The organism is Borreliella americana, assembly GCF_032595795.2.
Classification (GTDB): domain Bacteria; phylum Spirochaetota; class Spirochaetia; order Borreliales; family Borreliaceae; genus Borreliella; species Borreliella americana.
Map to the genome: position 1 here is coordinate 476,547 of NZ_CP132449.1, position 25,989 is coordinate 502,535.

At 29.3% G+C, this 25,989-nt stretch carries 32 protein-coding genes, 4 tRNA genes and 1 other RNA gene; 34 read left to right on the plus strand and 3 right to left on the minus strand.

Annotated features, from left to right (window positions below):
• Positions 1-49 precede the first annotated feature (49 nt).
• Positions 50-1,861 carry an excinuclease ABC subunit UvrC gene (uvrC, locus tag QIA00_RS02270; RefSeq protein ID WP_316257234.1) on the minus strand — a complete coding sequence of 604 codons (1,812 nt, stop codon included), beginning with the start codon at positions 1,859-1,861 and terminating at the stop codon, positions 50-52.
• A gap of 121 nt (positions 1,862-1,982) precedes the next feature.
• On the opposite strand from uvrC, the gene QIA00_RS02275 reads away from it, so the two are divergent.
• From QIA00_RS02275 to QIA00_RS02290, 4 genes are all read left to right on the plus strand, one after another.
• A complete protein-coding gene (locus tag QIA00_RS02275; protein WP_316257236.1) occupies positions 1,983-3,500 on the plus strand; it encodes a fibronectin type III domain-containing protein in 1,518 nt (505 codons plus the stop codon).
• Positions 3,493-4,803: a tetratricopeptide repeat protein gene (locus QIA00_RS02280; RefSeq protein ID WP_316257238.1), complete on the plus strand. Its 1,311-nt coding sequence runs from the start codon at positions 3,493-3,495 to the stop codon at positions 4,801-4,803. Before QIA00_RS02275 ends, QIA00_RS02280 begins: the two co-directional genes overlap by 8 nt.
• A gap of 62 nt (positions 4,804-4,865) precedes the next feature.
• Positions 4,866-4,954, plus strand: a tRNA-Ser gene (locus QIA00_RS02285).
• A 57-nt stretch (positions 4,955-5,011) separates the two neighbouring features.
• Positions 5,012-5,098, plus strand: a tRNA-Ser gene (locus QIA00_RS02290).
• A 23-nt stretch (positions 5,099-5,121) separates the two neighbouring features.
• On the opposite strand, the gene QIA00_RS02295 is transcribed toward QIA00_RS02290, so the two are convergent.
• Positions 5,122-5,835: a hypothetical protein gene (locus QIA00_RS02295; protein WP_316257239.1), complete on the minus strand. Its 714-nt coding sequence runs from the start codon at positions 5,833-5,835 to the stop codon at positions 5,122-5,124.
• Positions 5,836-5,909: 74 nt separating this feature from the next.
• On the opposite strand from QIA00_RS02295, the gene QIA00_RS02300 reads away from it, so the two are divergent.
• The 16 genes from QIA00_RS02300 (at position 5,910) to QIA00_RS02375 (ending at position 17,754) form a co-directional block, all read left to right on the plus strand.
• Positions 5,910-5,983: transfer RNA gene (locus QIA00_RS02300), tRNA-Arg, on the plus strand.
• A gap of 17 nt (positions 5,984-6,000) precedes the next feature.
• Positions 6,001-6,087: transfer RNA gene (locus tag QIA00_RS02305), tRNA-Ser, on the plus strand.
• A gap of 3 nt (positions 6,088-6,090) precedes the next feature.
• Positions 6,091-6,187, plus strand: an RNA gene (gene ffs / locus QIA00_RS02310) — signal recognition particle sRNA small type.
• A 229-nt stretch (positions 6,188-6,416) separates the two neighbouring features.
• Positions 6,417-8,102 (plus strand): DNA polymerase III subunit gamma/tau, encoded by a 1,686-nt coding sequence (dnaX, locus tag QIA00_RS02315; protein ID WP_316257240.1) that lies wholly within the window; start codon positions 6,417-6,419, stop codon positions 8,100-8,102.
• Positions 8,103-8,106: 4 nt separating this feature from the next.
• The gene (locus tag QIA00_RS02320) at positions 8,107-8,406 is read left to right on the plus strand and encodes a YbaB/EbfC family nucleoid-associated protein (RefSeq protein ID WP_316257242.1); all 300 of its coding nucleotides are present in this window, start codon (positions 8,107-8,109) and stop codon (positions 8,404-8,406) included.
• Positions 8,407-8,575: 169 nt separating this feature from the next.
• Positions 8,576-9,085, plus strand: a complete 510-nt coding sequence (locus QIA00_RS02325; RefSeq protein WP_316257243.1) for a nucleoside-diphosphate kinase — start codon at positions 8,576-8,578, stop codon at positions 9,083-9,085.
• A 267-nt stretch (positions 9,086-9,352) separates the two neighbouring features.
• Complete coding sequence (locus QIA00_RS02330) at positions 9,353-9,880, plus strand: hypothetical protein (protein ID WP_316257245.1); 528 nt, start codon at positions 9,353-9,355, stop codon at positions 9,878-9,880.
• Positions 9,877-10,572, plus strand: coding sequence for an LptA/OstA family protein (locus tag QIA00_RS02335; RefSeq protein WP_231014324.1), 696 nt, complete (start codon positions 9,877-9,879; stop codon positions 10,570-10,572). Before QIA00_RS02330 ends, QIA00_RS02335 begins: the two co-directional genes overlap by 4 nt.
• Complete coding sequence (lptB, locus tag QIA00_RS02340) at positions 10,550-11,341, plus strand: LPS export ABC transporter ATP-binding protein (protein WP_231014336.1); 792 nt, start codon at positions 10,550-10,552, stop codon at positions 11,339-11,341. Before QIA00_RS02335 ends, lptB begins: the two co-directional genes overlap by 23 nt.
• Positions 11,338-12,027 (plus strand): peptidoglycan editing factor PgeF, encoded by a 690-nt coding sequence (pgeF, locus tag QIA00_RS02345; protein ID WP_301427260.1) that lies wholly within the window; start codon positions 11,338-11,340, stop codon positions 12,025-12,027. Before lptB ends, pgeF begins: the two co-directional genes overlap by 4 nt.
• A 1-nt stretch (position 12,028) precedes the next feature.
• Complete coding sequence (locus QIA00_RS02350; RefSeq protein ID WP_316257248.1) at positions 12,029-12,775, plus strand: Nif3-like dinuclear metal center hexameric protein; 747 nt, start codon at positions 12,029-12,031, stop codon at positions 12,773-12,775.
• A 10-nt stretch (positions 12,776-12,785) separates the two neighbouring features.
• Positions 12,786-13,292: a signal peptidase II gene (lspA, locus tag QIA00_RS02355; protein ID WP_316257249.1), complete on the plus strand. Its 507-nt coding sequence runs from the start codon at positions 12,786-12,788 to the stop codon at positions 13,290-13,292.
• Between the two features lie 51 nt (positions 13,293-13,343).
• The gene (locus QIA00_RS02360; protein ID WP_316257655.1) at positions 13,344-13,523 is read left to right on the plus strand and encodes a hypothetical protein; all 180 of its coding nucleotides are present in this window, start codon (positions 13,344-13,346) and stop codon (positions 13,521-13,523) included.
• A 13-nt stretch (positions 13,524-13,536) separates the two neighbouring features.
• Positions 13,537-14,358 carry a TIGR00282 family metallophosphoesterase gene (locus tag QIA00_RS02365; protein ID WP_316257250.1) on the plus strand — a complete coding sequence of 274 codons (822 nt, stop codon included), beginning with the start codon at positions 13,537-13,539 and terminating at the stop codon, positions 14,356-14,358.
• Positions 14,359-14,447: 89 nt separating this feature from the next.
• On the plus strand, positions 14,448-15,731 hold the full coding sequence (murA, locus tag QIA00_RS02370) for a UDP-N-acetylglucosamine 1-carboxyvinyltransferase (protein ID WP_316257252.1): 1,284 nt from the start codon (positions 14,448-14,450) through the stop codon (positions 15,729-15,731).
• Positions 15,732-16,386: 655 nt separating this feature from the next.
• Entirely contained in the window at positions 16,387-17,754 is a 1,368-nt protein-coding gene (locus tag QIA00_RS02375) for an MATE family efflux transporter (RefSeq protein ID WP_316257254.1), read from the plus strand.
• Positions 17,755-17,947: 193 nt separating this feature from the next.
• Here QIA00_RS02375 and QIA00_RS02380 read toward each other — a convergent pair whose 3' ends face one another.
• Positions 17,948-18,337 carry a hypothetical protein gene (locus tag QIA00_RS02380; protein ID WP_316257256.1) on the minus strand — a complete coding sequence of 130 codons (390 nt, stop codon included), beginning with the start codon at positions 18,335-18,337 and terminating at the stop codon, positions 17,948-17,950.
• Between the two features lie 492 nt (positions 18,338-18,829).
• On the opposite strand from QIA00_RS02380, the gene tuf reads away from it, so the two are divergent.
• The 14 genes from tuf to rplX are packed head-to-tail and all read left to right on the plus strand — an operon-like array spanning position 18,830 to position 25,984.
• Positions 18,830-20,014, plus strand: a complete 1,185-nt coding sequence (gene tuf, locus QIA00_RS02385; protein ID WP_316257257.1) for an elongation factor Tu — start codon at positions 18,830-18,832, stop codon at positions 20,012-20,014.
• A 51-nt stretch (positions 20,015-20,065) separates the two neighbouring features.
• On the plus strand, positions 20,066-20,377 hold the full coding sequence (rpsJ, locus tag QIA00_RS02390; RefSeq protein WP_002557068.1) for a 30S ribosomal protein S10: 312 nt from the start codon (positions 20,066-20,068) through the stop codon (positions 20,375-20,377).
• Between the two features lie 35 nt (positions 20,378-20,412).
• Entirely contained in the window at positions 20,413-21,033 is a 621-nt protein-coding gene (gene rplC / locus QIA00_RS02395) for a 50S ribosomal protein L3 (protein WP_316257259.1), read from the plus strand.
• A gap of 9 nt (positions 21,034-21,042) precedes the next feature.
• Positions 21,043-21,672, plus strand: coding sequence for a 50S ribosomal protein L4 (rplD, locus tag QIA00_RS02400; RefSeq protein ID WP_316257260.1), 630 nt, complete (start codon positions 21,043-21,045; stop codon positions 21,670-21,672).
• 20 nt (positions 21,673-21,692) lie between these two features.
• Positions 21,693-21,989, plus strand: coding sequence for a 50S ribosomal protein L23 (gene rplW, locus QIA00_RS02405; protein ID WP_316257262.1), 297 nt, complete (start codon positions 21,693-21,695; stop codon positions 21,987-21,989).
• 21 nt (positions 21,990-22,010) lie between these two features.
• A complete protein-coding gene (gene rplB, locus QIA00_RS02410; RefSeq protein ID WP_316257264.1) occupies positions 22,011-22,844 on the plus strand; it encodes a 50S ribosomal protein L2 in 834 nt (277 codons plus the stop codon).
• Positions 22,845-22,853: 9 nt separating this feature from the next.
• A complete protein-coding gene (rpsS, locus tag QIA00_RS02415) occupies positions 22,854-23,132 on the plus strand; it encodes a 30S ribosomal protein S19 (protein ID WP_002557073.1) in 279 nt (92 codons plus the stop codon).
• A gap of 6 nt (positions 23,133-23,138) precedes the next feature.
• Positions 23,139-23,501, plus strand: a complete 363-nt coding sequence (gene rplV / locus QIA00_RS02420) for a 50S ribosomal protein L22 (protein ID WP_002656402.1) — start codon at positions 23,139-23,141, stop codon at positions 23,499-23,501.
• Between the two features lie 3 nt (positions 23,502-23,504).
• On the plus strand, positions 23,505-24,386 hold the full coding sequence (rpsC, locus tag QIA00_RS02425; protein WP_316257266.1) for a 30S ribosomal protein S3: 882 nt from the start codon (positions 23,505-23,507) through the stop codon (positions 24,384-24,386).
• A 4-nt stretch (positions 24,387-24,390) separates the two neighbouring features.
• Positions 24,391-24,807: a 50S ribosomal protein L16 gene (gene rplP, locus QIA00_RS02430; protein WP_316257267.1), complete on the plus strand. Its 417-nt coding sequence runs from the start codon at positions 24,391-24,393 to the stop codon at positions 24,805-24,807.
• 2 nt (positions 24,808-24,809) lie between these two features.
• Complete coding sequence (gene rpmC / locus QIA00_RS02435; protein ID WP_316257268.1) at positions 24,810-25,010, plus strand: 50S ribosomal protein L29; 201 nt, start codon at positions 24,810-24,812, stop codon at positions 25,008-25,010.
• A 2-nt stretch (positions 25,011-25,012) separates the two neighbouring features.
• The gene (gene rpsQ / locus QIA00_RS02440) at positions 25,013-25,267 is read left to right on the plus strand and encodes a 30S ribosomal protein S17 (RefSeq protein ID WP_316257269.1); all 255 of its coding nucleotides are present in this window, start codon (positions 25,013-25,015) and stop codon (positions 25,265-25,267) included.
• 27 nt (positions 25,268-25,294) lie between these two features.
• The gene (rplN, locus tag QIA00_RS02445) at positions 25,295-25,663 is read left to right on the plus strand and encodes a 50S ribosomal protein L14 (protein ID WP_231014098.1); all 369 of its coding nucleotides are present in this window, start codon (positions 25,295-25,297) and stop codon (positions 25,661-25,663) included.
• Between the two features lie 15 nt (positions 25,664-25,678).
• On the plus strand, positions 25,679-25,984 hold the full coding sequence (rplX, locus tag QIA00_RS02450; protein ID WP_231011976.1) for a 50S ribosomal protein L24: 306 nt from the start codon (positions 25,679-25,681) through the stop codon (positions 25,982-25,984).
• The last annotated feature ends 5 nt before the right edge of the window (positions 25,985-25,989 follow it).

Genomic DNA, 25,989 nt, shown 5'->3' on the forward strand with positions numbered 1-25,989 from the left:
TTTTACCGTTAATTTATAGATTATATAAAATTTTAATTAAATTTAAAATTTATTTATATTGATTATAATTTTTTATTGAGTTTTCTTTTATTGCAAATTCTTTTATTCTTTTTGCAAGTTGAATATTTACTTTTATTTTTTCCGAAATTTCATTTTCACTTAAAGGTAATATATCCTTATAGGTTCCAATTGATTTTAATATTTTCTGGGCTGTTTTTTCTCCAATTCCGTGTATTTTTGTATACAATAGGGCTATTTTTTCTCTTCTTTTTTTGTTAAATCCGTTGGCTTTTCTGTGTGCTTCATCTCTTACATTTTGCAGTATCCTAAGGGCAGGATGTCCTTGGGGCAGAGTTATTCCTTTTTTGTTGGTTGTTAAGAATATTGTTTCTTGTTTTTTTGCCAACGAACAGACCTTAACTTTGCTTTCTATTTTTAAGCCCTTTAAGATAGAAAGAGCAGCATTTAATTGTCCTTTGCCTCCGTCAATTAAAATTAAATTCGGTAATTCTAAGTTGTTATTAATTATTTCTGAATATCTTCTTGATATTACTTCTTTTATTGCCTTAAAGTCGTCAATTTCTCCTTTTAATAGTGAGTTTAGTTTGTAAAGTCTATAGTTTTCTTTAAGGGGTATTCCCATTTTAAAAGTAACCATAGAAGCTACTGTTTCTTGCCCTTTAAGATGAGCAATGTCAAATCCTTCAATTATTTTGGGAAGTTTGTCCATTTCTAAAACAATTTTCAAACTCTCAAGTGCTTTGTTGCTTTTATTTTCATATTCTCTTAAAGATAATTCAGCATTAGATATGGCCATTTCCATTATTTTTAAAATTTCTTCTGTTTCTTTGTAAATAATTTCTGTTTTTGTATTTTTAATTTCATTTATTAATTTTTCAACATTTTTAGTGTCGATATCTTTGATAAAAATATGAATTTTGTCTGGTACTATCATATTAATAGATGTGTAATATTGAATCAAAAATTGTAAAATTAGTTCATTTTCTTTGCATATACTCTCATCAAAGTTTGCATCTCTTTCAACTAATTTTCCATTTCTATATTTTAATACTATTATGGTATTTACATTTTCTCCTGGATGAACATGGACATAGTCTATGTTTAAATTATTGCTTTTTGTAACGATTTGGATTTGATTTATTTCTATTAAAGAATTTCTAATTTCTTTTAATTTGATAGCGGTTTCAAAATCTTCTTTTTGTATGGCAAGTTTTAATTTGATATCAATTTGACTTAATATTTCGGATATATTTCCATTTAGTATGGATTTTGCCTTATCTAGCTCTTTTTGATATTCTTTTTCAAGATTTTCCTTGTAGCATACTCCAAGGCACTGCCCCATATGGCAATATAGGCAAGGAACACTGGATTTTTTTTTACACTTTCTAATCTTAAATGTTTTGTTAATAAAATCTAGTACTTGGTCTAATTTTTTTACGTTGGTAAATGGTCCAAAATATTCGCTTTGGTCATTAATTATTTTTCTGGTTTTGAAAATTCTTGGATATTTTTCGTGGGTTATTCTTACCATGGGATAACCTTTTCCATTTTTTAATTTTACATTGTAATCAGGTTTGTGGGTTTTAATTAGATTGCACTCTAGAAGCAATGCTTCGTATTCGCTATTTGTTGTAATAACTTCTATTGATTTTACATTTTTCATTAATATTTTGATTTTGTGACTATTTTTTTCTAAAAAATAACTTTTTACTCTTGATCTTAGATTTTTTGCTTTTCCAATATAGAGTATTTTTTTATTTTCATTGAGCATTTTATAGCAACCGCTTGTGGTTGGTAATTTTATTACTTTTTCGAATAAACTTGTTAGATTCTCTTTCATAATGTCAGATAGTTTTTAGATTTTAGAAATTATCTTATGATATAATATTGTAACATAAGGCAGCTTGTTTTATGTTTTGGGGCGTTTAAAAATATGAATAATAACAAATAAAAGGTCAAAAATGAGATTAATTTTAATACTCTTGCTATCTTTTTTGTGCTGTTCTATTCTTTTATCTCAAGAATTGAAGTTAATACTTGATTCGAAAAAAAATTTTAAATTTATTCAAGATTCTAGCAATGTTACTTTTGAAAGGGATATGAGGGGGTTACTTGGTATTTATTTGGATAGATATAAAGCTGTTTTAGATTTGAATAATATTGATTTGCGCTTAGAAATAGGAAGGGATAATAAATTAAAAGACACATCTTCAAATTATTTAGTTAGTGCAAAAAGTTTGAGAGTTTCAAATGAATTTCGTAATGTTTCTAATGGCTCTTTAATTTTTTATTCCAATCAAAATCCCGTTAAGTTTAAGCCACTAACAAAAAAAGCTTTCTTTTTTTCAGGCAATACTGTTTCTGATTTTACTATTAAGTTTTGGGTATATCGAACAACTTCTGTTACAGGAGAAATTATTTTTAGTTGGGATGGTTATAAAAAGATTAATAATTTGTGGGTAGATCAGTCTATTAGATTAGAAAGCGATGAGGGAAATTTTGTTTGGGTTTTAAACAATGTATTTTTAAAAGACAATAAAAACCCTATCAAAATTAGAATGAAAAGTCATGATGACTTTATTCCAAAGAAATGGCATTTACATACTTTAAGATATAGGCAAAAAGATGGCATACTTGAATATTTAATAGATTCTAAACCTCAGGCAATAGAATATGTAACAGATGATAAGAAGGAAGGATCGGGATACTTATTAAGTATTGGTAATTTTATTGATTTTACTTTGGGAACTTATTTTACTGGTGCGGTTGAGAATTTAGAAATACATAAAAGCTTTGAAGAGATTAGTAATGCTTTTTTTTCAAAGAATATGGGATATATTATTACAGAGCCTATTAAGCTTTCTAAATATTATTCTCAAGTATTGTCCTTTGATGTTGATTCCAATGTTCCTAAAGATACAGAGATTGTTTATTATTACAGATTAGATAATAAGGTATTTTATGATACGGATAGTCATGGGAATATTAAAAAAAATTTAACTGGGGCATGGATTCATTTTGATCCTAAAAAAGATTTTCCAGATTCAAAAATATCAAAATATATTCAAATAAAAGTTGAATTTTATCCCAGTGGAGATTCTGTAAGCAGCCCCTCTCTTTATAGGATGTCAATTACTTACGTTCCTGAAGCAGCTCCATTTCCTCCTGTGATAACAAAGGTTATTCCAGGCTCTAGGGAAGTTTTTATTGAATGGATTCCTGTTGTTAATAGTAGCGTTGAGGGGTATTACATTTATATTGGCGTTGCTTCTGGTAATTATCATGGAAAAACCAATGGTGTTTTAACTTCTCCTATTGATGTTGGAAATCAAACTTCTTTTAAGATTACAGGGCTTGAAGACGGGAGACTTTACTATATTAGTATTGCTGCTTATAATTTGGATAAAAGTGTTAATAAGACTTCTTTTTCAAAGGAAATTTCTGTAAGGCCTATGGAGATTTTTAAAAAATATGAATAACTTTAGTTTTGAGAAGGCTTTAAATTTTTATAAAAATGGTGATTTTAAAAGTTCTCTTGATAATTTAGATGTTTTTGATGAGAATTTTGATTCTCTTTCACTTAAAGCGCTTATTTATTTCAAGAAAAAGGATTATAAGGCTCTTTTATATGTTTTAAATACTTATCCTGTTGTTTTAAGTGAATATAATTTTTTAGTTAAACTTATAAATTATGGAAAAATTGAAAAAAATAAAGATGATCTAGGTCCTTTTGAGAATTATAATTTAGGCGTTTTTTATTTCAATTTAAAAGAATATGAACTTGCTTTAAGTTGTTTTTTAAAAGCTAAAGAGCAAAAATCTGATTTTGTACAAGCTTTAAACAATAGCGCCGTTTTATTTGAAATGTTGGGCAATAAGGACGAGGCTTTAAAATTATTTTTTGAGGCGAGAGATTTGGATCAAAACAATTCTCTAGTTAAGCTTAATATTTGGATTTTAAAAAACAGTGAATCCCTTCAGGCAGCAAACTTTTTAAAAGTAGATAAAATTTTTTTTGATGCTAATCTTGCTCTTGTTGTTAACTATTTAATGTATTATTTTTATTCTATTGGGGAAATAAGCAGAGCAATTAGGCTTTCTGAGAAATTTTTAACAGATTCTCATTATTCCAAATATATTTGGCACAATAGGGCAACTATTTTTCATAAAATAGGCAACATGACTCAAGCCACAACATCCTATGTTAAAGCCATTTTAAATTTTCCAAATATTTATACAATCTATAATATGCATATTGCAACAGTTGAGCTTTTAAAATTTTCTCCTAAAAAGTCTATTGAGAGAATGGTTAATGATTATTCTAACTTAGATTTGATATATTTCTATGCAGCCTTATTTTTTCTTAGAAATCGCGATCTTGAGGATGCCTATTTTTATATGAAAAAACTTTGTGAACTTAATCCAGCCTCTTATTCAAAATTTTTAAAATTGCTTGAGTCTAGCGAGGATATGTTAATTGAAACTCTGCTTGAAGAATTTGCAGTATCTTTAAAAGTAAATTGGTATTTAGAGTATTTATTTTTTATTGACAATTCTTTAAATTTGAGAGATCCTATTTTTGTTTTTGATCACAATATAAGGGTAAATACGTATATTTGGAGAATTAAAGATGAGTGTATTGAATTAAAATTTAGCAACAATGAGGAAAAAATGGTTCAAGAAATCTTACATGAAGAATGTATTTTGCCTGAAATTGATATTTCTATTGGGGATTTCCAAAATTTAATAGAAGCCTATAAAGAGTTTAGAATAAATTACTAATATTTATAATTTATTCGGTTGACAATAATAATATCTCTAAGATAATATGTATTAATGTTATAGGAGAGATGCCAGAGTGGCCGAATGGGGCTTCCTGCTAAGAAGTTGTCCTTTTAAAAAGGGACCATGGGTTCGAATCCCATTCTCTCCGTAATTATTTAAATATTGACAGTGTTGTACTTTATTTATTAAAATTTGTTTTAACTCTGGAGAGGTGGCAGAGTGGTTTAATGCTACGGTCTTGAAAACCGTTGTAGGTGTAAGCCTACCGTGAGTTCGAATCTCACCCTCTCCGTAATTATCATTTAATTTTAAGTATTAAGATTGAGAATGAAGGCTTTTGTTTGGTCGATATTCATTTTCTGTGTTTTCATGTATGGGAAATTGAAACTCAATTTTATCGCAGCCATTACAATCATTTGAGAGTGGATCATAAAAAACTATAATTTGGTTATTTTTAAAGTAATATTTATATCTTGGAAAGATTGTTGTTAATTTTTTTTCCAATTCTTTTGGGCTATGTTTTTCTTTGACATAAAAATCTTTAATTCTACTTTTTAGTTGTTCTTTTAATACGTTTATTAAAGAGTCTAGCTGATCTTTTGATATTATTTCTGAAATTTCTATTTTTTTGTTTCCTTTTAAGTTTAAAGAATAATATTTCAAGAAAGTGCTTGATTCTTTTTCTCTAAAAGATTCTTTGTATAAAATAGATGTAATGCCAATATTTTCATTTTTAAATATTGTAAAGTTGGAAAAATAAAAATATTCATTTTTTGAGTTTTCGGGTTTTGATATTTTATTTTCGATGTATTTTTTCCATTTTTTTATTAGGTTTTCAAATTCAAAGTTTGCATTTTCCATAAAAGGAATTTTTGCATCTATGTGTAGAATATTATTGTTTTTTAGTATTTCATTTTCTTTGATATTTTTAGTTTTTATTGTAAATTTAGAATTAACTTCATTCGAGACTGTTTTAGAGCATGACAGAATAGATAATATTGAAAGAAAAATGATTATTTTAGTTTTCACAATTTCTCCATTTTCCGGTGAATGTTTTTATTGTAATAAATAGCAATTTTTATTACAATAAAAATTAATTGTTTGTGTCCATAGCTCAGTTGGATAGAGCGTTAGATTGCGATTCTTAAGGTCGGAGGTTCAAGTCCTCTTGGACACGGAAAAGTTTGTTAGTCTGGAGAGATGGCCGAGTGGCTTAAGGCGCATGCTTGGAAAGCGTGTATACAGTAAAATGTATCATGGGTTCGAATCCCATTCTCTCCGATTCCTAGGGCCCGTACTATCAAGTATTGCTGAATCCCGTCAGGACTGGAAGGTAGCAGCGGTAAGCAATTTTTTTGATGAGTACGTAAGTCTTAGGTTTAATTTTGAGCCCAAATGTAATGCTTTGCTTTATGTTAAGATGTGGATTTGTCTTTTTGAAGCTTTCAATTTTATTATATTTTTAGGAAGCTTGTTTTGTTAGATATTTTTTTATGTTTCATAAAATTCTTTTGTAATTCTTTTAAAACATAGTTCTGAGATATAAATATGTTGTATAGTATATATTTGCTAATATTTTACTTATTAAAGCATGTGGAGGTAAAAAGTTGATGGCGTCTTCAAGAGGTACTGCTCTTAAGAAACGTCCCAGAGATTTCAACTCTCTTGAAGGGCAGGACTTTGTTGTTGAAACTCTAAAGCATTCTATAGAGAAAAATAAAATAGCCAATGCCTATATCTTTTCAGGCCCAAGAGGTGTTGGTAAAACTTCATCAGCCAGGGCTTTTGCCAGATGCTTGAATTGCAGGAATGGTCCAACAGTTATGCCATGTGGGGAGTGCAGCAATTGTAAATCTATTGAGAATGACAGCAGTCTTGATGTTGTTGAAATTGATGGTGCTTCAAACACTTCGGTCCAAGATATTAGACAAATTAAAGAAGAGATAATGTTTCCTCCTGCAATTTCTAAATATAGAATATATATTATTGATGAAGTTCATATGCTTTCCAATTCTGCTTTTAATGCTCTTTTAAAGACAATTGAAGAGCCTCCAAGTTATATTGTTTTTATTTTTGCCACTACAGAGTCACATAAGCTTCCAGAGACAATAAAAAGTAGATGTCAACATTTTAGTTTTAAACTTTTATCTTTAGAAAAGATTTATAATATGCTTAAGAAGGTTTGCTTAGAGGATCATATTAAATATGAAGATGAAGCTTTAAAATGGATTGCATATAAAAGTAGCGGTAGCGTAAGAGATGCCTATACTCTTTTTGATCAGATAGTTTCTTTTAGTGACTCTAACATTAAATTAGATCAAATAAGATCCAAGATGGGCTTAACTAATGATGAATTTTTGGAAAAGTTGTCAGCTAGCATTCTTAGTGAAGACGTAAAAGAGCTAATTTGTGTTCTTGATTCTATTTTTTTATCTGGAGTGTCTTATGAGCAATTTCTTTTAGATTCAATCGAATTTTTTAGAGAGGCATTATTTTTAAAGATAGGTATTAAAAATTTTGAGTTTATTGGAATTAAATCTGAAGATTTGAGAAAAAAATTAATTAAGTTTGATTTGAACTATCTTGAAAGAATTATTGTTGTTTTGCTTGAAACTTACAGAGATTTGCAATTTTCGGTTAATCCAAGATATGAGCTTGAGATTAATTTTATTAAAATTTTAAGACTTAAAAATTATATTCCAAATCATGTTTTAATAAAGAAAATTCAAAATCTTGAAGACAATTTGTTAGAAAATATTGCTGTAAATTCAAATAATTTAGATGTTTTATCAAATAATGAGAGCGAAGATGATTTGACTTTTATTCCATCAAAATCTAGTTTAAAATGTGAATTTTCCGAAATCAAATCTTTAGAAAAAAAAGAGGAAGCTGATCGTGATGAAAATTTGTCAACAAAAATTGATAAAAATATTTTAGAGACTAATAGCATTGACGAGATTGATGAAATTTTTATTGAAGATGATAATTCGAGTAATTCAAATGATTTTATTGATATAAGAGATAAATTTATTTATATTGTTTCAAGGTATATTCAAACCCTAGTTCATTCAGGCGAAGTTGCTATTGATGACAATGTTCTTTATTATAAGGTGTTTAGTGAGTTTGAATATAATGAGCTTCAAAATTATAAAGGTGAGATAAGATCTGAATTTTATAAAGAATTTCCCAATTTAAGCATTGTGTTTCAGAAAAATTTTCAAAACTCTGAACAGGATTTTGAAAAATTAGAAACTGTAAAAAATATTTTTGGAGCAAGTGAAGTTCTGGAGGGATAAAAATATGGCAGTAAATCCGTTAGATTTTTTGAAAAATATGTCTAATGTTAAGGATAATATTGACAATATTAAAAAGGAAATTTCTAAAATTACGGTTTGTGGTAAAGCAGGTAGCAATATTGTTGCTATTGAAATGGATGGTGAATTTAATATTAAAAAAGTTTCAATTAATAAGGAATTTTTTGATGATTTAGACAATGATGCTTTTGAGCAAATGGTTAAATCTGCTTTAAATGATGCTGTTTCTAAAGTTAAAGAAGAGATAAAATTAAAAACTATGGGGGCTCTTCCTTTTGGAATGTAGTTTTTAATTTTGTAAAAGTTATATTTTGATTTTTAAATATAAGGTTAAGTGCTTTATAACTTGTAGTATTCCATATAAATGTAATGAATCATATATAATTTTGTATTGAATAAGTATTTTTATTTATTTAATTGTTTTTAAATACATGTCCTAAATTTTAGGAGGATTTATGTCAATGTTATTACAAAAAACTTTATGTATTATTAAGCCAGATGGAGTTAGAAGGGGTTTAATTGGCGATGTAGTTTCTAGATTTGAAAGAGTAGGTTTAAAAATGGTGGCTGCTAAAATGCTTATTGTTGATGAGAGTTTAGCAAAAAAACATTATTTATACGATGATATTGCCTTTAGACATAGTGAGGCGGTTTGGAATTCTTTAATTAAATTTATTTCAAATTCTCCTGTTTTTGCATTTGTTATTGAAGGGGTTGAAAGTATTGATGTTGTTAGGAAGCTTTGTGGTGCTACTGAGCCAAAATTAGCTGTTCCTGGAACAATACGGGGAGATTTTTCTTATCATAGTTTTAATTATTCAAATGAAAAAGGTTTTTCAATTTACAATGTGATTCATGCATCTGCAAATGAGGTAGATTCGATTCGTGAAATACCAATTTGGTTTAAAGACAATGAAATTTTAAGCTACAAAAGAGATGATGAATGTGAACATTATTATTGTTAATTTTTATAAGTTTATTTCCTTTCAAAGGAATAAGGTGTAAATTGCCCTTATCCTAATTCTAAAATAAGAGCAATTTTTGAATTTTTAGGAGAATTCTTATATAAAAGATTGCTCTTAAGAGCAGTGTTTTTATCTTGGTTTTATGTTTTACATTATAATTGACTATATAAATAAATTTTGTTTGATAAAGTTTATAATGTTGCGTTGTTATGTTTAATGGATTTTCAATGAAAATAGAAAAAATTTCTAATCTTGTTAAAAATATTTATGAAAATACTTAGACTTTATTTATTATTTTTGTTTTTTGCTTGTACTTTCGATTATGATGAATATTCTAGTAGATCTGATATGGTCAAAAAGTTTCCTTCAATACAAATATTAGGAATCAAGTATTATAACGTTGTATACAATAAAGAGCAAACTGTTTTAAACTCTTTGAGTTTTAGTTATTTTAATGACTATAAAATTTATAAGGCAGAAAATGGAAACTTTTTATATCATTCACTAAATAATGAAATTTCAGGGAAGTTTAATAATTTAGAAGGTTCTTATATCACAAAGGATTTGGATATGAGAGATTCTGTAGAATTTAAAATAGAAGATAAAAATAATTATTATTTGCTAAATTCGAATAGGCTTTTATGGAAGAACAAAGACAAGAAGTTGCAATCTCCTCCAAATGAGCTAGTATTAATTAGGTTTAATGATAGCAAAATAAAAGGAAAAGGATTTTCTTATTTTTTAAAGAGCAATGTTTTTTATTTTGATTCTGGGGTTGAAGGAATCATGAATTGAGGGATTTAATTTTAATATGGATTTTTATTATTTTTGTTAACAATATTCAAGCAACGCAAATAGAATCCAGCCTTAAATCTGAAAGGCTTAAGGGAGATGATGAGAAAAACACTAATTTTACCTTTAAGTCAGATTTTGCACAAGGAGTAGCGTCTTCTTTTTATAAAAAAATTGTATTAAAAGGAAATTCAGAGGTCATTTCTTCAAATTTTAATCTTAGAGCAGATGAAATTGAAATTTATGGAGACAATGGCTCTTATCTTGAAGCTAGAGGCAATGTTTTTTATAAAGATTATAAGAATAAGATGAATGTTAAAGCCCAATTTTTGTTTTTTAATAGAAAGTTGGACAATTTTTATCTTCAAAAAGGGGTTGAGCTTGAAGACTTAGAAAATAATATGCTTGTTAAAGCAGAAAGAATCGAGGGTAGCAATAAAGCCAATGTTTATATTATGCAATATTCTGTTAAAATATATAAGGATGATACTTTTGCAAGAGCTGAAAATGGGACTTATAATAAAGAAGAAAAAGAAATGATTCTTGAGGGAGTTCCAGTAATTTATCAGAAAGACAACTATTATTCTGCTTCAAGAATAATTTTCAATACAAAAACTAATAGGTATAAACTTGAGGGAAGTGTTGAGGGAGAATTTACTCAAGTTGAAAATGATGTTTCTGAAGAAAAAAAATAAAATAAAAGAGATTAAGGAAAGTCTTAACCTTAATTTTGTAAATAATGTTGTCTTAAAAGCAGACAACATTATTAAAAAGTATGGCGAAAAGTTTGCTGTTAATGGTATTACAATTAACATCCATAAAGGTGAGGTTGTGGGGCTTCTTGGTCCAAATGGAGCTGGCAAAACAACAACATTTTATACTATTGTAGGTTTTATTAAGCCTAATGCAGGCAAAGTTTTAATAAATGATTATAACATTTCATCTCTTAATATGTATGAGCGCGCACGAATAGGAATTGTGTATCTTCCCCAAGATGCTTCAATTTTTAGAGAACTTACAGTTGAAGAGAATATCATGGTTGCTTTAGAGAGAAGAGAAGATCTATCTAATGCTGAGCGCAAGATAGAACTTGTGAATTTACTTAAAGAATTTGAGATAAAAAGAATACAAAGCCAAAAAGCTTATACTCTTTCTGGTGGAGAGAGAAGGCGGGCAGAAATAGCAAGAGCTTTGGCTGTAAATCCCTATTTTTTACTCTTAGATGAACCTTTTGCTGGTATTGATCCTATTGCAATTGGGGATATAAAGAATATAATAAAAATTTTAAAAGAGAGAAACATAGGAGTTCTTATTACTGATCATAATGTAAGAGATGCTTTTGATATAATCGATAGAGCTTATATTGTTTATCAAGGGCAAGTGCTTGATGAGGGTGGTGTTGATTATATAATAAGCAGCGAAAAAGCCAAGAAGCTTTATTTGGGAGAAGAATTTAGATTATGAAAACAATAGATCATGAACTTTATTATGAATTTAGGATAGCTGATGATGTTAAAATGATTTATACCAAAAAACCTTTTAATATAAATTTAAAAGAACTTAGTAATGATAATTTTAACTTTGTTCCTAAGTCTAAGAAAATAAAATATTTAAAACAATTGCATACAGATATTATTTATAAGGTCGAAGATGATTTTATTAATTTTCAAAAAGGGGATGGTCTTATATCTAGCTCTTTAGATGTAGCCCTTGTTGCTTACTTTGCAGATTGTCTTCCGATATATTTGTATGATTCAGTGAAAAAAATTATAGGGCTTATTCACAGTGGATATAAAGGAAGCTTTAATTTGATTATTTTAAAAATGTTGTTTATGTTTGAAAAAATGGGATCAACTTTTAAGGATTTGAAAATTGTTTTTGGACCTTATAACAGATCTTGTTGTTATGAAGTTTCTGAAATTTTCTTAAAAGAAGTAAGTAATAAATTTAGCAAAGATTTATTAAATGCTTCTTTTGTAACAAGAGATGGTAAAATATATTTTGATAATGCTAGTTTTAATTTAAATTTACTTTCTAGTTTTAATTTAAATATTTATAATTCAAAGCTTTGTACGTATTGTTTGGAAAATCTTTATTCTTATAGAAGATTAAGAGAAAGCCAAAGTTATGCTTTAATTTGGAGAATTTAATTTGAATGTAAGGGATTTGTCTTTTAAGCTTAATTCAATTTTTGATATAAATAAGTATGAGCATATTGATAAAAATTTAAATGGGCTTCAGGTAGGAAATCTTAATGCTGAGGTTAAAAAGGTTGCTTTTGCTGTTGATGCCAACTTTTCAACCTTAAAAGAAGCAAAAGGAAATGATTTCTTAATTACCCATCACGGTATTTTTTGGTCAAAAAAAGAGCGCATTGTTTCTAATATATATGATAAAACAAAATTTTTAATTGAAAATAATTTAGCGCTTTATTCGGTGCACTTACCTATGGATTCTCATTATCTTTATTCGCACAGCAAAGTGTTCTCAGATTTTTTAGGATTAAAAAATCCTTTTGCTTTTGCAAATTATAGGGGGTTTAATCTAGGAATTATTGCCGATTCTGTTTTTAGCTTTTCTGAAATTTTGGGAAAAATCAAAAAGGAAAATAAACATATTCTTTTTTCGAAAAAGTTTAAAGAGTTGGTGAATAGGGTTGCAATTGTTAGTGGTTCTGGATACTCTTTTTTTGAAGAAGCCTTATGTCATGATGTAGATTTGTTTATAACCGGTGATACTTCTCATCAAATATATTCTTTGGCAGAGGAATTTGGCGTGAACTTGATTTTTGCGGGCCATTATTTTACTGAAACTTTTGGTTTAATTAAATTAATGGAAGATTTCAAAATTCAAGAAGATTTAGAGGTTAAATTTATTTGTAAAAATACTAATTTATAAGGATTTTTGTATGGGCGCTAAAAGTAAGCAATATTTCAATATTTTTGTATTTATTATTAGTTTAATTTTTTTTGATCAACTTTCTAAGTATTTGGTTGCAAAGTATGTCAAATTGGGTTCAATATATTTTTCCTTTTTTGATGATTTTTTTAGAATAATACATGTAAGAAACACAGGTATTTTATTTTCTCTGGGCTCTAATATTCACTATAGCTTGAAAAAAATTTTTTTCCTTGCAATGCCCATTTTCATTTTAATATTTGTTTTTTATCTTTCTTTGAAAGAAAAAAATTGTATTGCCAGAATTTCACTTTTATTAATTTTTTCAGGAGGAGTTGGAAATATTATTGATAGATTGTTTAGGCCTTCTGGGGTTGTAGATTTTTTAGATTTGAAATTTTATGGAATTTTTGGACTTGATAGATGGCCTACTTTTAATTTTGCAGATAGCTATGTTGTTATAGGTATGATTTTATTTTTGGTTTATGATTTTTTTTATAAAAAGAAAAGCGCTTAATAAATGAAGATTTTGGGTTTTATTTTATGTATGTTAATGAACTTATTTTTAATGTTTTTAGTTTTCTTTTTAGAGTTTTTTTTAGTTGTTAAATTTAGCATTATTGTAAAGCCTTATTTGCAATTTATATTGCTTTTTATGATGATTGTTTTTGCTGTTTTGGTAGGATATTTTGTGTCAATTTTTATTGTAAAAAGTTTTCTTATTAAGTTGTTTGAACTAGATCAATAAAAAGAGAGGAGTTGTGTCTTTAAGAGTTTTAATTGCTGGCGAGGTTGTCGGCAATGCCGGGATTATTGTTATAAAATCTTTTTTATCATCCTTTAAGGTTGAAAAAAAGATTGATTTTGTAATATCTGGCAATAATTTTACTACGGGTTTAAGAGGCCTTGGCAAGAAGCATGCCTTTTTATTAAAAAAGTATGGAATTGATGTTTTAACTTTAGGTGAAAATGCGTTTGCAAGGCCTGATTTGTCTGACGATCTTGATAGGTATAATTTTATTTTAAAACCTTTAAATTGTCCTGCAAAATTAAAAGGTTATTCTTATTTTATTTATAATATTAATGGCAAAAAATTAGCTGTGATTAGAATTATAGGTCAAACAGGAATAACTAAATATAAATTTAATCATCCTTTTTATAGTTTTGATTTTTTTTATCAAAGAATCAAAATGCAAACAAATAATATTATTGTTCTTTTTGATTCAAATACTACAGCCGAAGTTAATGCTTTGTTTTTTTATCTAAAATCAAGAGTTAGTGCTTGTCTTGGAACCGGGAAAAGGATTTTAACAGCTGATTTGAGAATTTTGGATAATACCGCTATTATAACTGATTTGGGTAGAGTTGGGAGCCTGGACAGCGTTATTGGATATTCTCCTGATTTAGAGGCGGATAAATTTTTGAAAGGATTTTTAAATCAGAGATTTAATGAATCTTGGGAAGGCCTTGGTTTTAACGGTGTTTTAATTGATATCGATGAGAATGGCCATTCTTTTTCTGTAGAGACCGTTAGAGAATATATAGATTGTAAATCAAGTTTAAAAGATATGGATATTGTTTGATATTTATATCTTTAAATATTCTTTAAATTTTAATAATCTTGTCTGTGAGATTTAATTTTATTAAGTTTTTATATATAGGAGAATGGATTATGCATAGTTATATCGTAGAAGGCGGCTATAAGATAGGTGGTCAAATTACAGCTAGCGGGAACAAGAATGCTGCTTTACCTTGTATTTTGGCTGCTTTGCTTACCGATGAAGAGGTTATTTTAGAAAATATTCCTAATATTAATGATGTAAAAGTTGTTTTAGATATTTTAAGTGACATAGGAGCAAGTATTGTAAGAGAGAGAAATATTTTAAAAATAAAAGTTTTAAATATTGTAAAAACAGAAATTGATTCTTCTCTTACAGACTTAATTAGGGCTTCCATACTTTTATTAGGCCCTTTTGTTTCTAGGTTTGGAAAAATAGATATGGCACTTCCAGGAGGAGATGTGATTGGAAAGAGGCGACTTGATACTCATTTTTACGGGCTTTGCAAGCTGGGCGCCAAGTTAAGCACAAGAGATAGAAGGATTGTTTTAAAGGCTAACAAGCTTTTTGGAGCTGAAATGTTTTTAGATGAAGCTTCTGTTACAGCTACAGAAAATATCATTATGGCGGCAGTTCTTGCTGAAGGAAATACCGTTATTATGAATGCTGCTTGTGAGCCACATGTTCAAGATTTATGTAATATGTTAAATTCAATGGGTGCTAATATTTTAGGAATTGGTTCGAATGTTTTAGAAATAAAGGGCGTAAAAAAATTAAGTGGGACTGTATTTAGAATAGGAGCCGATTTCATGCAAGTTGGTTCTTTAATTAGCCTTGCTGCATTAACCGGGGGTGAGCTGGAAATTAAAAAAGCAGATCCTCAGCATTTCAGATTAATTAGATATGTATATTCAAAGCTTGGCATTAATTTTGAATATGATAAGGAAAATGTATATGTAAGAGATAAGCAAGAATTAAAAGTTAAGTTAGATTTTGGTGGACAAATTCCAAAAATTGATGATGGTCCATGGCCAGCCTTTCCAACAGACCTTATGAGTATTATTATAGTCACCGCAACTCAAGTAGAAGGCACAGTTTTAGTTTTTGAAAAGATGTTTGAATCTAGGATGTTTTTTGTAGATAAATTAATAAAAATGGGTGCTCGAATTGTGCTTTGTGATCCACACCGTGTAGTAGTTACGGGTAAATCTTCTCTTAAAGGCAATGTTTTATCTTCTCCGGATGTACGAGCGGGAATGTCTCTTCTTATTGCTGCTTTTATTGCTGAAGGTCGCAGCGAGATTCAAAATGTTTATCAAATTGAAAGAGGATACGAAGATGTAGTTAGTAAATTAATTAATTTGGGTGCAAAAATCAAGAAGGTTAAAAGTCAATAGTTTGATGTTGAGCTTAATTATATGTGTAATTTATGGAAAACGTTTTTAATAGAATATAAAGATAAGGTATTAAGAGGTTGAATTATGAATAAAAATATATTACATTAATTTTTATTTCTGGAATTTTTTGTTATTTTATTTATTTAGTATGTAATTTGTATTATTATTAGGGCTTTAATATTTTTATCTAATATTATTAATTTTTTTATTTTATAGTTTAAAGATCTTAGTGTAAAAAATAATATTGAAAGATTGATAAAAATTTGCAGAGAAGTATTTTTGATTTTGAATTTTTATTTTTATAATATTAGTTATTCTTTAAAATAAAGTATTTATTTCTCTGCTTTAATTCATAAGAATGGTTTTAATTTTATTAATTACTTTTATTTATGATTAACATCAGAATTGTTAAAATTTTGTTATTTTATTATATCTGGTTTTAATTTTTCTGTTTTTAGTTATGATTTTTTTGGTGTGGCAGGTTAATAGATTTTATTTATATCTTGGCCATTTAATGCATAACATGTTAATTGTTTTGATACTGTATATTAATTTTTAATTTTTGAAATTAAAAATTAAATACTTTTTTATTACTGATGAATAAATTTGATTTTAGATTTTTTATAAAAAATATTTTAGATGGGGATAAAATTTTATGTCTACAAATAAGAGCAAGACTAGGGAATTAATATTAAATGGTAATTTATATAAGGTTCTTTTTTTAATAAGTTTTCCTATTGTTATAACCAATATTATTCAAGCTTTTTATGATCTTACCGATATGTTTTATGTTGGCAAGCTTGGAGCCATGCCTTTGTCAGCGCTTTCACTTGCTGGTCCTGTAAATTTTTTTATTATGGCTATTGCCATGGGAATGGCTACAGGAAGCATTTCTTTGATGTCAAAATGCATAGGAGAGGGAAATTTTTCTCGTTTTTCAAGGTATGCAGGGCAACTTATTGTTTTAAACCTTGTTTTATCCCTATTTGTTACTGTTTGTGCTTTTTTTTTCATTGAGCATCTTTTAGATTTGTTGGGCGCAAAAGGGGAGCTTAAAGAACTCTCAAGGGTTTATTTTTATGTGACAATTTTTGGAATACCTATTATGTTTTTAAGTATTTCAATTACATATATTTTAAATGCTCAAGGAGAAACTATCCTTTCAATGACAATAGTTTTATTTGCTAATATTGTTAATTTTGTTCTTGATCCCATTTTAATATTTAGTTTTAATATGGGCATTACTGGGGCTGCTTGGGCCACTTTATTTTCAAAATTATTAACCGTTGCTTTTTATTTATTTTTGACTTACAGGTTAAATTATGGATTAAAAATTCATCTAAAGGATTTGGTGATAGATATAAGATCCATTAAAGAAATTGTTAATCTGGGATTGCCTTCAACTTTTGGGCAAATAATGGTTTCGCTGTCTTTTTTTATTTTCAATTATATAGTTATTGAGATTAGTCCGAAATTTTTGGCAGCTTATGGACTTACAAACACCATTATTTCTTTTTTATTTCTTCCTGCTATGGGAATTGGTACCGGAATTATTTCAATTGTTGGTCAAAATCTTGGTGCTAAGAAAATCAATAGGGTGGGAGAAGTTCTTAAAAAAGGATTTTTTATTTCTTTAGCAATTTTATTGATAATAAATTCGGTTGTTATTTTTAATAAACAGCTTATACTAGGGTTGTTTACCAATGATTTAGAAGTTTTAAATTATGCTAATAATTATTTATTGTTAACAACTATTGGCACTTTTGGATATGGACTCCAGCAAGTATTTTTTGGAGGACTTATTGGGTCTGGTAGGACAAAAATTGCAATGATTGTTATTTTTATTAGGTTGTGGCTTATTCGTCTTCCGGTAGTTTTTATTTTTCAATATTTTGGCATAATTGAAAATTCTTTGGGTTATGCTTTTATAATTTCAAATTATTTGGCAATTATAATTTTAATTGCTTTTAGTTGCACTCGTTATTGGGCTAAGCCCATTTTAATTAAAAAATACAAATACTAATTAAGATTTATTTTATATTTGCATTTTGTTCAGAAATAGCTGATTTATTTTTAATAAATTTAATGTTCTTAGTCTTAAAAATGGATTTTAGATTTTTTGTTAATCTATTTTAAAGTGTAATTGTTTGTTTACAATAAAGCTTAGTTAAGTGGAATTGATTTTAATAATTTTAGTTTTAAATCATTTCTCTTTGTCATTGTTTTTCAAAAACATATAATGTGTTTTTTCTTTTGGTGTTGATTTTAGTTTTTAAATGAAAAGTTTTTGTTTCAAGCCCATTAAGTTTTTCTCTTATTAATTCGCCTGTTTTGCTTCCTTCTTTAAAAATTGCTAATGAATTTGCATTTATATCTTTTGCGCTTTTGTTTTTAAGAGTAATTATTAGATTATTTTTGCTGTCGGATTTGTAGTTTACTATTTCTACTTTTTTGTTAGTTTTTATAGTGCTAATAAGATAGGTAATTTCTTTTGCATTTTCTTTTGATTTTATTGTGCTTGTTTTCATGCAAGACATAAAAGCAATTGAAATGCCAAAAATTGCAAGTGTTGGTAGTAATTTGATTTTAAATTTTTGAGTTTTCATTATTTTTATTATATTTTTTTATTGGGGGGAGTGTTAACCTTTTTGACAAAATAAATGTGTTTTGTCAATTTAAAATAGTGACTGGATTTCAAAAAATATTGACTATTGTTTTGAATTTTATGTTTTTGAATGTATTAGTTGAGCATTGTTTATTTTAAGCGGGTGCTTTTAAAGCTTTATTTTTAAGTATTTTGTGCTTTTCTTTAATTAATGTAAAATTTATAATAATTTTTGATGCTATTATATGTGTGGTAAATTGAGTTTAAAAGTTTAAGTGTATTGACTATATTTTATAAAATGTGTAGAATTTTAAAGCTATTAAAATTTTTTAGAAAAACACGCAGTGCGGGTCAATTTCTAAAAAATTGATTTTTCATTTTTTTGATTATTTGTAGCTATTTTCTTATTTTAATAAGAATAAATTTGTTAAAAATTTTTTAAAGTGATTAAATGTAAGTAGCTATTTAGAATGTGAAATTTAGGAGGTTAGTCATGGCAAAAGAAGTTTTTCAAAGAACAAAGCCACACATGAATGTTGGAACAATAGGTCATGTTGATCATGGTAAAACAACATTAACAGCGGCTATTAGTATTTATTGTTCAAAATTAAATAAAGATGCAAAAGCATTAAAGTATGAAGATATTGATAATGCTCCTGAGGAGAAAGCAAGAGGAATAACAATTAATGCTAGGCATATTGAGTACGAAACAACCAATAGACATTATGCTCACGTGGATTGTCCAGGGCATGCTGATTATATAAAAAATATGATTACAGGAGCAGCCCAAATGGATGCAGCTATACTTTTAGTTGCTGCCGATAGTGGTGCTGAGCCGCAAACGAAAGAGCATTTGCTTCTTGCTCAAAGAATGGGAATAAAGAAAATAATAGTTTTTTTAAATAAATTGGACTTAGCAGATCCTGAACTTGTTGAGCTTGTTGAAGTTGAAGTTTTAGAGCTTGTTGAAAAATATGGCTTTTCAGCTGATACTCCAATAATTAAAGGCTCAGCTTTTGGGGCTATGTCAAACCCAGAAGATCCTGAATCTACAAAATGTGTTAAAGAACTTCTTGAATCTATGGATAATTATTTTGATCTTCCAGAAAGAGATATTGACAAGCCATTTTTGCTTGCTGTTGAAGATGTATTTTCTATTTCAGGAAGAGGCACTGTTGCTACTGGGCGTATTGAAAGAGGTATTATTAAAGTTGGTCAAGAAGTTGAAATAGTTGGTATTAAAGAAACCAGAAAAACCACTGTTACTGGTGTTGAAATGTTCCAAAAAATTCTTGAGCAAGGCCAAGCAGGGGATAATGTTGGACTTCTTTTAAGAGGAGTTGATAAAAAAGACATTGAGAGGGGACAAGTTTTGTCAGCTCCAGGTACAATTACTCCACACAAGAAGTTTAAAGCGTCAATTTATTGTTTGACCAAAGAAGAAGGCGGTAGGCACAAGCCATTTTTTCCAGGGTATAGACCACAGTTCTTTTTTAGAACAACCGATGTTACAGGGGTTGTTGCTTTAGAAGGCAAAGAAATGGTTATGCCTGGTGATAATGTTGATATTATTGTTGAGCTGATCTCTTCAATAGCTATGGATAAGAACGTAGAATTTGCTGTTCGAGAAGGTGGAAGAACGGTTGCTTCAGGAAGAATTCTTGAGATATTGGAATAGGTTAAGACTTTAAGGATATATTTAATACTCTCTAAAGTTTAGGAGAATAAATTGATTGCTAAAGATAAGATACGCGTAAGATTATTTAGTTTTGATGTTAAAATATTAGACCAGAGTGCCGAATCTATTGTGAAAGCTGTTCAGAAGGCTAAAGCGCAAATCAAGGGTCCAATCCCTTTACCGACAAAAATAAAAAAATATACTGTTTTACGTTCTCCTCATGTCAATAAAAAATCAAGAGAGCAATTTGAGATGAGAACTCATAAAAGGCTTATTGATATCTTAGAGCCCACTTCTGCTTTAATGGATTCTTTAATGAAATTAGAGCTTCCAGCAGGTGTTGAAGTAGATATTAAACAGTAAATGATATTTTAAGTATATGAATTTGAGGTGTTTTAATGTTGGGATTGATTGGAAAAAAAGTTGGCATGACTCAGATATTTCAAAAAAATGGCATTGTGGTTCCTGTTACTGTTATAGAGTTTCAGCCCAATTATATTATAGGGAAGAAAACAGTCGACAGAGATGGTTATAGCGCCCTTATAGCAGGCTCTGTTGATCTTAAGAGTTCTAAAGTTTCAAAGCCCATAAAAGGGCAATATAGAAGTTTAAAAGATATTGAGCCCAAAAGATATGTGATAGAGCTTAAGGGGCTTGACGGGTATGATGCTGGTGATGAGATTAAGGTTGATGTTTTTAGGACAGTTAAGTATGTAGATGTTACAGGTACTACTAAAGGTAAGGGTTTCCAAGGGGCTATGAAAAGGCATAATTTTAGTGGCGGGCCATCTTCTCATGGATCAAAATTCCATAGACATCTTGGTGGAACAGGACAAGCCACTACTCCTGCAAGAACATTTAAAGGGACTAAAATGGCTGGTAGAATGGGCGGAAATCAACAAACTATTCAAAATCTTGAAGTTATTTTAATTGATGAAGAAAAAAGAGCCCTTCTAGTAAAAGGGGCTGTGCCTGGCGCCAAAGGTTCTTTTGTTGTTGTTAAAAAATCTAAAAAGTAGGTATTTGGTATGGAAAGAAAAGTTTTTTCTAAAGATGGGAAAGAGATTGGGACTGTAAATTTGGATGACAGAGTTTTTAATATAGAAATTAGTCATGGGTCTATTTATAATGCTATAAAAAATGAGTTGTCTAATCTTAGGATTGGAACATCTTCAACTAAAACCAGATCAGAGGTTAGGGGTAGTTCTAAAAAGCCTTGGAAGCAAAAAGGAACCGGTAGAGCCAGGGTTGGTACAAAGCGAAATCCAGTTTGGATTGGCGGAGGCATAGCATTAGGGCCAAAGCCCAGGGATTATAGCTATAGATTGCCTAAAAAGGTAAAAAAGCTTGCATTTAGGTCTGTATTAAGCTTGCGTGCTGCTGATGAAAATGGTTTTAAAGTTGTTGAGAATTTTAATATTGAATCTGGAAAAACGAAAGATCTTGCTTTAATAATAAAGAATTTTGCAAGTCTTAATGGCAAGGTGGTTATTCTTTTGGGTAATGATGATCAGATGATAAAAAGGGCTGGCAAAAATATAAGAGATTTAAAGATTTTGTCTTTTGATAAACTTAGGGTTGTTGATTTATTTTATGCTAAGAATTTAATAGCGCTAGAATCTGCTGTTAACAAGCTCAATGAGTTTTACATTAAATAAAAAGGATGTTGAGGATAAGTATGAAGGCTTATGATATAATAATTTCACCTATGCTTACTGAAAAAACTAATACTCAAAGGGAAAGTATTAATGTTTATGTTTTTAAGGTTAATAAGAGGGCAAATAAAAAAGAGGTTGGTGCAGCAATAAAAGAACTTTTCAATGTTACTCCAGTATCATGTAATTTGCTCAATATTAAAAGCAAAGCCAAGGTTGTGGTGTCTCGAAAAGGGTATCCTATAGGTAAGGGAAAAACTTCTTCATGGAAGAAGGCATATGTTTATCTCAAAAAAGAAGATAAAATAGATATTTTTTAGTGGTTTTGGAGAAAAATAAATATGGGTATTAAGACTTATAAGCCAAAAACTTCTTCTTTGCGCTATAAGACGACTTTATCTTTTGATGATTTAAGCAAAGGTAATGATCCTTTGAAATCTTTAACAAAAGGTAAAAAATTGAAATCAGGCAGAGATTCTTCTGGTAGGATTAGTATTAGAAGAAGAGGTGGTGGGCATAAGAGAAAGTATAGGTTGATTGATTTTAATCGAAGAGATAAATTTAGCATTCCTGCTCGAGTTGCTTCTATTGAATATGATCCCAATAGAAGTGCTAATATAGCTTTGCTTGTTTATAAAGATGGAGAAAAAAGGTATATTATTTCTCCTAAAGGCATTAAGGTTGGAGATGTTTTGGAAAGTGGTCCTAATGCCCCAATTAAAATTGGCAATGCCTTGCCTCTTGAAAATATTCCCATTGGAAGAACTGTTCACAATATTGAGCTTAATGTTGGAAAAGGTGGACAACTTATAAGAAGTGCTGGTGGATATGCTATGATACTTGCTTCTGACGGGAATTATGTCACTGTAAAATTATCATCTGGTGAGGTGAGATTGATTTTTAAAAAATGTATTGCAACAATTGGTGAAATTGGAAATGAAGATTATGCCAATATTTCTATAGGGAAAGCTGGTAAAAGTAGGTGGCTTGGTAGAAGACCCAAGGTTAGAGGTGTTGCTATGAATCCTGTTGACCATCCGCATGGTGGTGGTGAGGGGAAAACTTCTGGAGGTCGCCATCCTGTGTCTCCTTGGGGACAGCCTACTAAAGGCTATAAGACTCGCAAGAAAAAGAGATATTCAGATAAATTTATTATTAAAAGAAGGAATAAATAGGAGAGCATAGTGGCAAGATCTATTAAAAAAGGACCTTTTATAGAAAAGAGTCTTTATCAAAAAGTTTTATCATCTTTTGGAAGTGAGAAGAGGGTTGTTATTAAAACCTACTCCAGATCTTCAACAATAATTCCTGAAATGGTAAGTCTTACTATATCTGTTTACAATGGCAAAACTTTTATACCTATTTATATTACTGAGGATCTTGTGGGGCATAAGCTTGGCGAGTTTTCACCTACAAGAATTTTTAGAGGGCATGCTAAGTCAGATAAAAAGGGAAGGAAGTAAGTAGTTATGTTGGTAAATAGAAGATATACAGCAAAGGGCAAAAATTTACCCTCTTCTCCAAAAAAAGTTAGGCCAATAGCTGACAATATACGGGGAGAGTCTTATATTAAGGCTATTGCAGTGCTTTGTTCTATGCCTAATAAAGGAGCTAAGCTTTTAGAAAAAGTGGTTAAATCAGCAGCATCAAATGCGATGTATCACAATAAAAATCTTTCCGAAGACATGATATTTGTTAAAACAGTTATGGTTGATGATGGGCGTCGTCGTAAAAAGATTTGGCCTAGAGCTAGGGGTAGGGCTGATAGGCTTGTTAATAGAAATTGTCATATTTTTGTTGAAGTTGATGAAAAAAAAGATATTAAAGGATAAAGCATGGGCCAAAAAGTACATCCATATAGCTTAAGGGTAAAAATTAATAGGGATTGGAAATCAAAATGGTATTTTGATAAAAAATTGTATTCTGCAATTCTTCATGAAGACTTTTTAATAAGGCGAGAAATTATGAAGTTTCTTAAAGGGATTAAATTTGATATTTCTGATATAGAAATAATTAGAAATAACCCCCAAAAAGTAACAGTAGTAATTGTTACTCCAAGGCCTGGTTCTGTGATAGGGCTTAAAGGAGCTAATCTTGAAAAGATTGGCCAATTGTTAACTAAAAAAATTTCTAAAAAGATTAGCATTAAGATTAAAGAGATTAAAAGACCAGAGCTTGATGCTCAAATTATTGCTAATGGGATTGCAAAGCAAGTAGAAAATAGAGCTTCTTATAGAAAAGTTTTAAAATCATCTCTTTCTACCTCTATGTTAAAAGGTGCTCAAGGGCTAAAAATTAAGATTGCTGGTAGACTTGGTGGGGCAGAGATTGCTCGAAGCTTTGAGGTTAAGGAAGGTCGGGTTCCTTTGCACACTCTTAGAGCCAATATAGATTATGGATTTTCTGAGGCTCAAACTACTTATGGCATTATTGGAGTTAAGGTTTGGTTATTTAAAGGTGAAGTTTTGGGCAGACAAACCAATTCTGATGCTGGGCAGATAATAAATAAAAAGCCTTTTAGGGAAAGAGGCGATGCTGTTAAAAATTTTGATAAAGCTTTAAATAATAGAGAGAAGACTAATGAAAAGCAAACTAGGTTTTTGAATAAAAAAGATGGGCCATCTAAAGATGAAGTAGATCTTTTAAATAAAAAAAAGCCTAGTGAGGCTTTTTCTAAAGAAAGAATCAATTCTAATGAGCAGGATATTGGAGGATAATTAGATGTTAAGTCCCAAAAAGGTTAAATATAGAAAGAAGCAAAGAGGAAGATTGTCTGGAGAAGCCCAGAAAGGCAATAAAATTTCTTTTGGTGAATATGGACTTGTTTCTTTGGAAACAAATTTTATTACTGCTCGTCAAATTGAATCTGCTCGTATTGCAATGACTCGTAAAATAAAAAGAGGTGGAAGGGTTTGGATAAGAATATTTCCTGATATTCCTTATACTAAAAAACCAGCTGAAACTAGAATGGGTAAGGGTAAAGGGGGTGTTGATCATTGGAATGCTCCTGTTAAGCTTGGTACTGTTATGTTTGAAATGTCAGGAGTTGTGGAGGGGCTTGCTCAAGAGGCTATGTCGCTTGCAAGCGCTAAGCTTCCAGTAAAAACTATGTTTGTTGTAAGGCGAGATTTGAGGTAATTATGTTGAAAAATTTTAAAAGTTTTACTCTTGAGGACATGAAGGCTAAAAGGCTAGAATTAAAGAAAGAATATTTAGATTTAAGATTTAAATCTGTTGTTGGTCATGTTGAAAATCCTTTGAAGAAAAGAGAGATTAGACGTGATATTGCAAGGCTTAATACAATGATTTGTGAATATGAATTAGGTATTAGAAAGGTTTAGATATGGCAAGAGAAAATAAAAAAGAATTAATTGGCAAAGTTATTAGTGATAAGATGTCTAAGACTATAGTAGTAGAAATTGTTCAAAGAAAGATGCATCCAATTTATCACAAGTATTTAAAGGTTAGTAAAAAAGTTAAAGCACATGATGAAAAAGAAGTTTCAAAGGTTGGAGATAAGGTAAAAATTATTGAAGCTCGACCTATTAGTAAAGATAAAAGATGGTCTCTTGTTGAGGTTTTAGAAAAATTAAAATAGTTTTGATTTTTCTAAAGGAGGTTGATAATGATTCAGATGCAAACGTATTTAACAATTGCGGATAATACTGGTGGCAAGGTGGCTCAATGCATTAAGGTGCTTGGTGGCAGTAAAAGGCGCTATGCCAAAATTGGGGATATAATAACTATTGCAGTAAAACAAGCAATTCCCAATTCTTCTGTTAAAAAAGGAGATGTTTATAAAGCTGTAATTGTTAGAACTTCTAAGGAAGTAAGACGGAAGAATGGAACTTATGTTAGATTTGATGATAATGCTTGTGTGATACTTGATGCTAATTTAAGCCCTAGGGGCAAAAGGGTATTTGGACCTGTTGCAAGAGAACTTAGAGATGCTAATTTTATGAAGGTAGTATCATTAGCTTCAGAGGTTATATAGCAAAAGGGGGATTTTGTGAAGACAAAGTTGAAGATAGGTGATAGCGTGAAAATTCTTTCTGGAAAAGATAAGGGTAGAATAGGTAAGATTGCTAGTATAAATAGAAAAAAAAATAAAGTTATTATTGAATCTTGCAATATGGTTAAAAAAGTCATTAAAGCTAGGACACCCCAAGAAAAAGGCAGAATAATAGATAAGGAGGCCGCTATAGATATTTCAAATGTTATGATATTTGTCAAGGGAACTTCTTCAAGATTGGGCATTAGATTTGAAAATAATGAAAAAATAAGGTACCTTAAAAAAAATGGACAGAGGATATAGAGTTT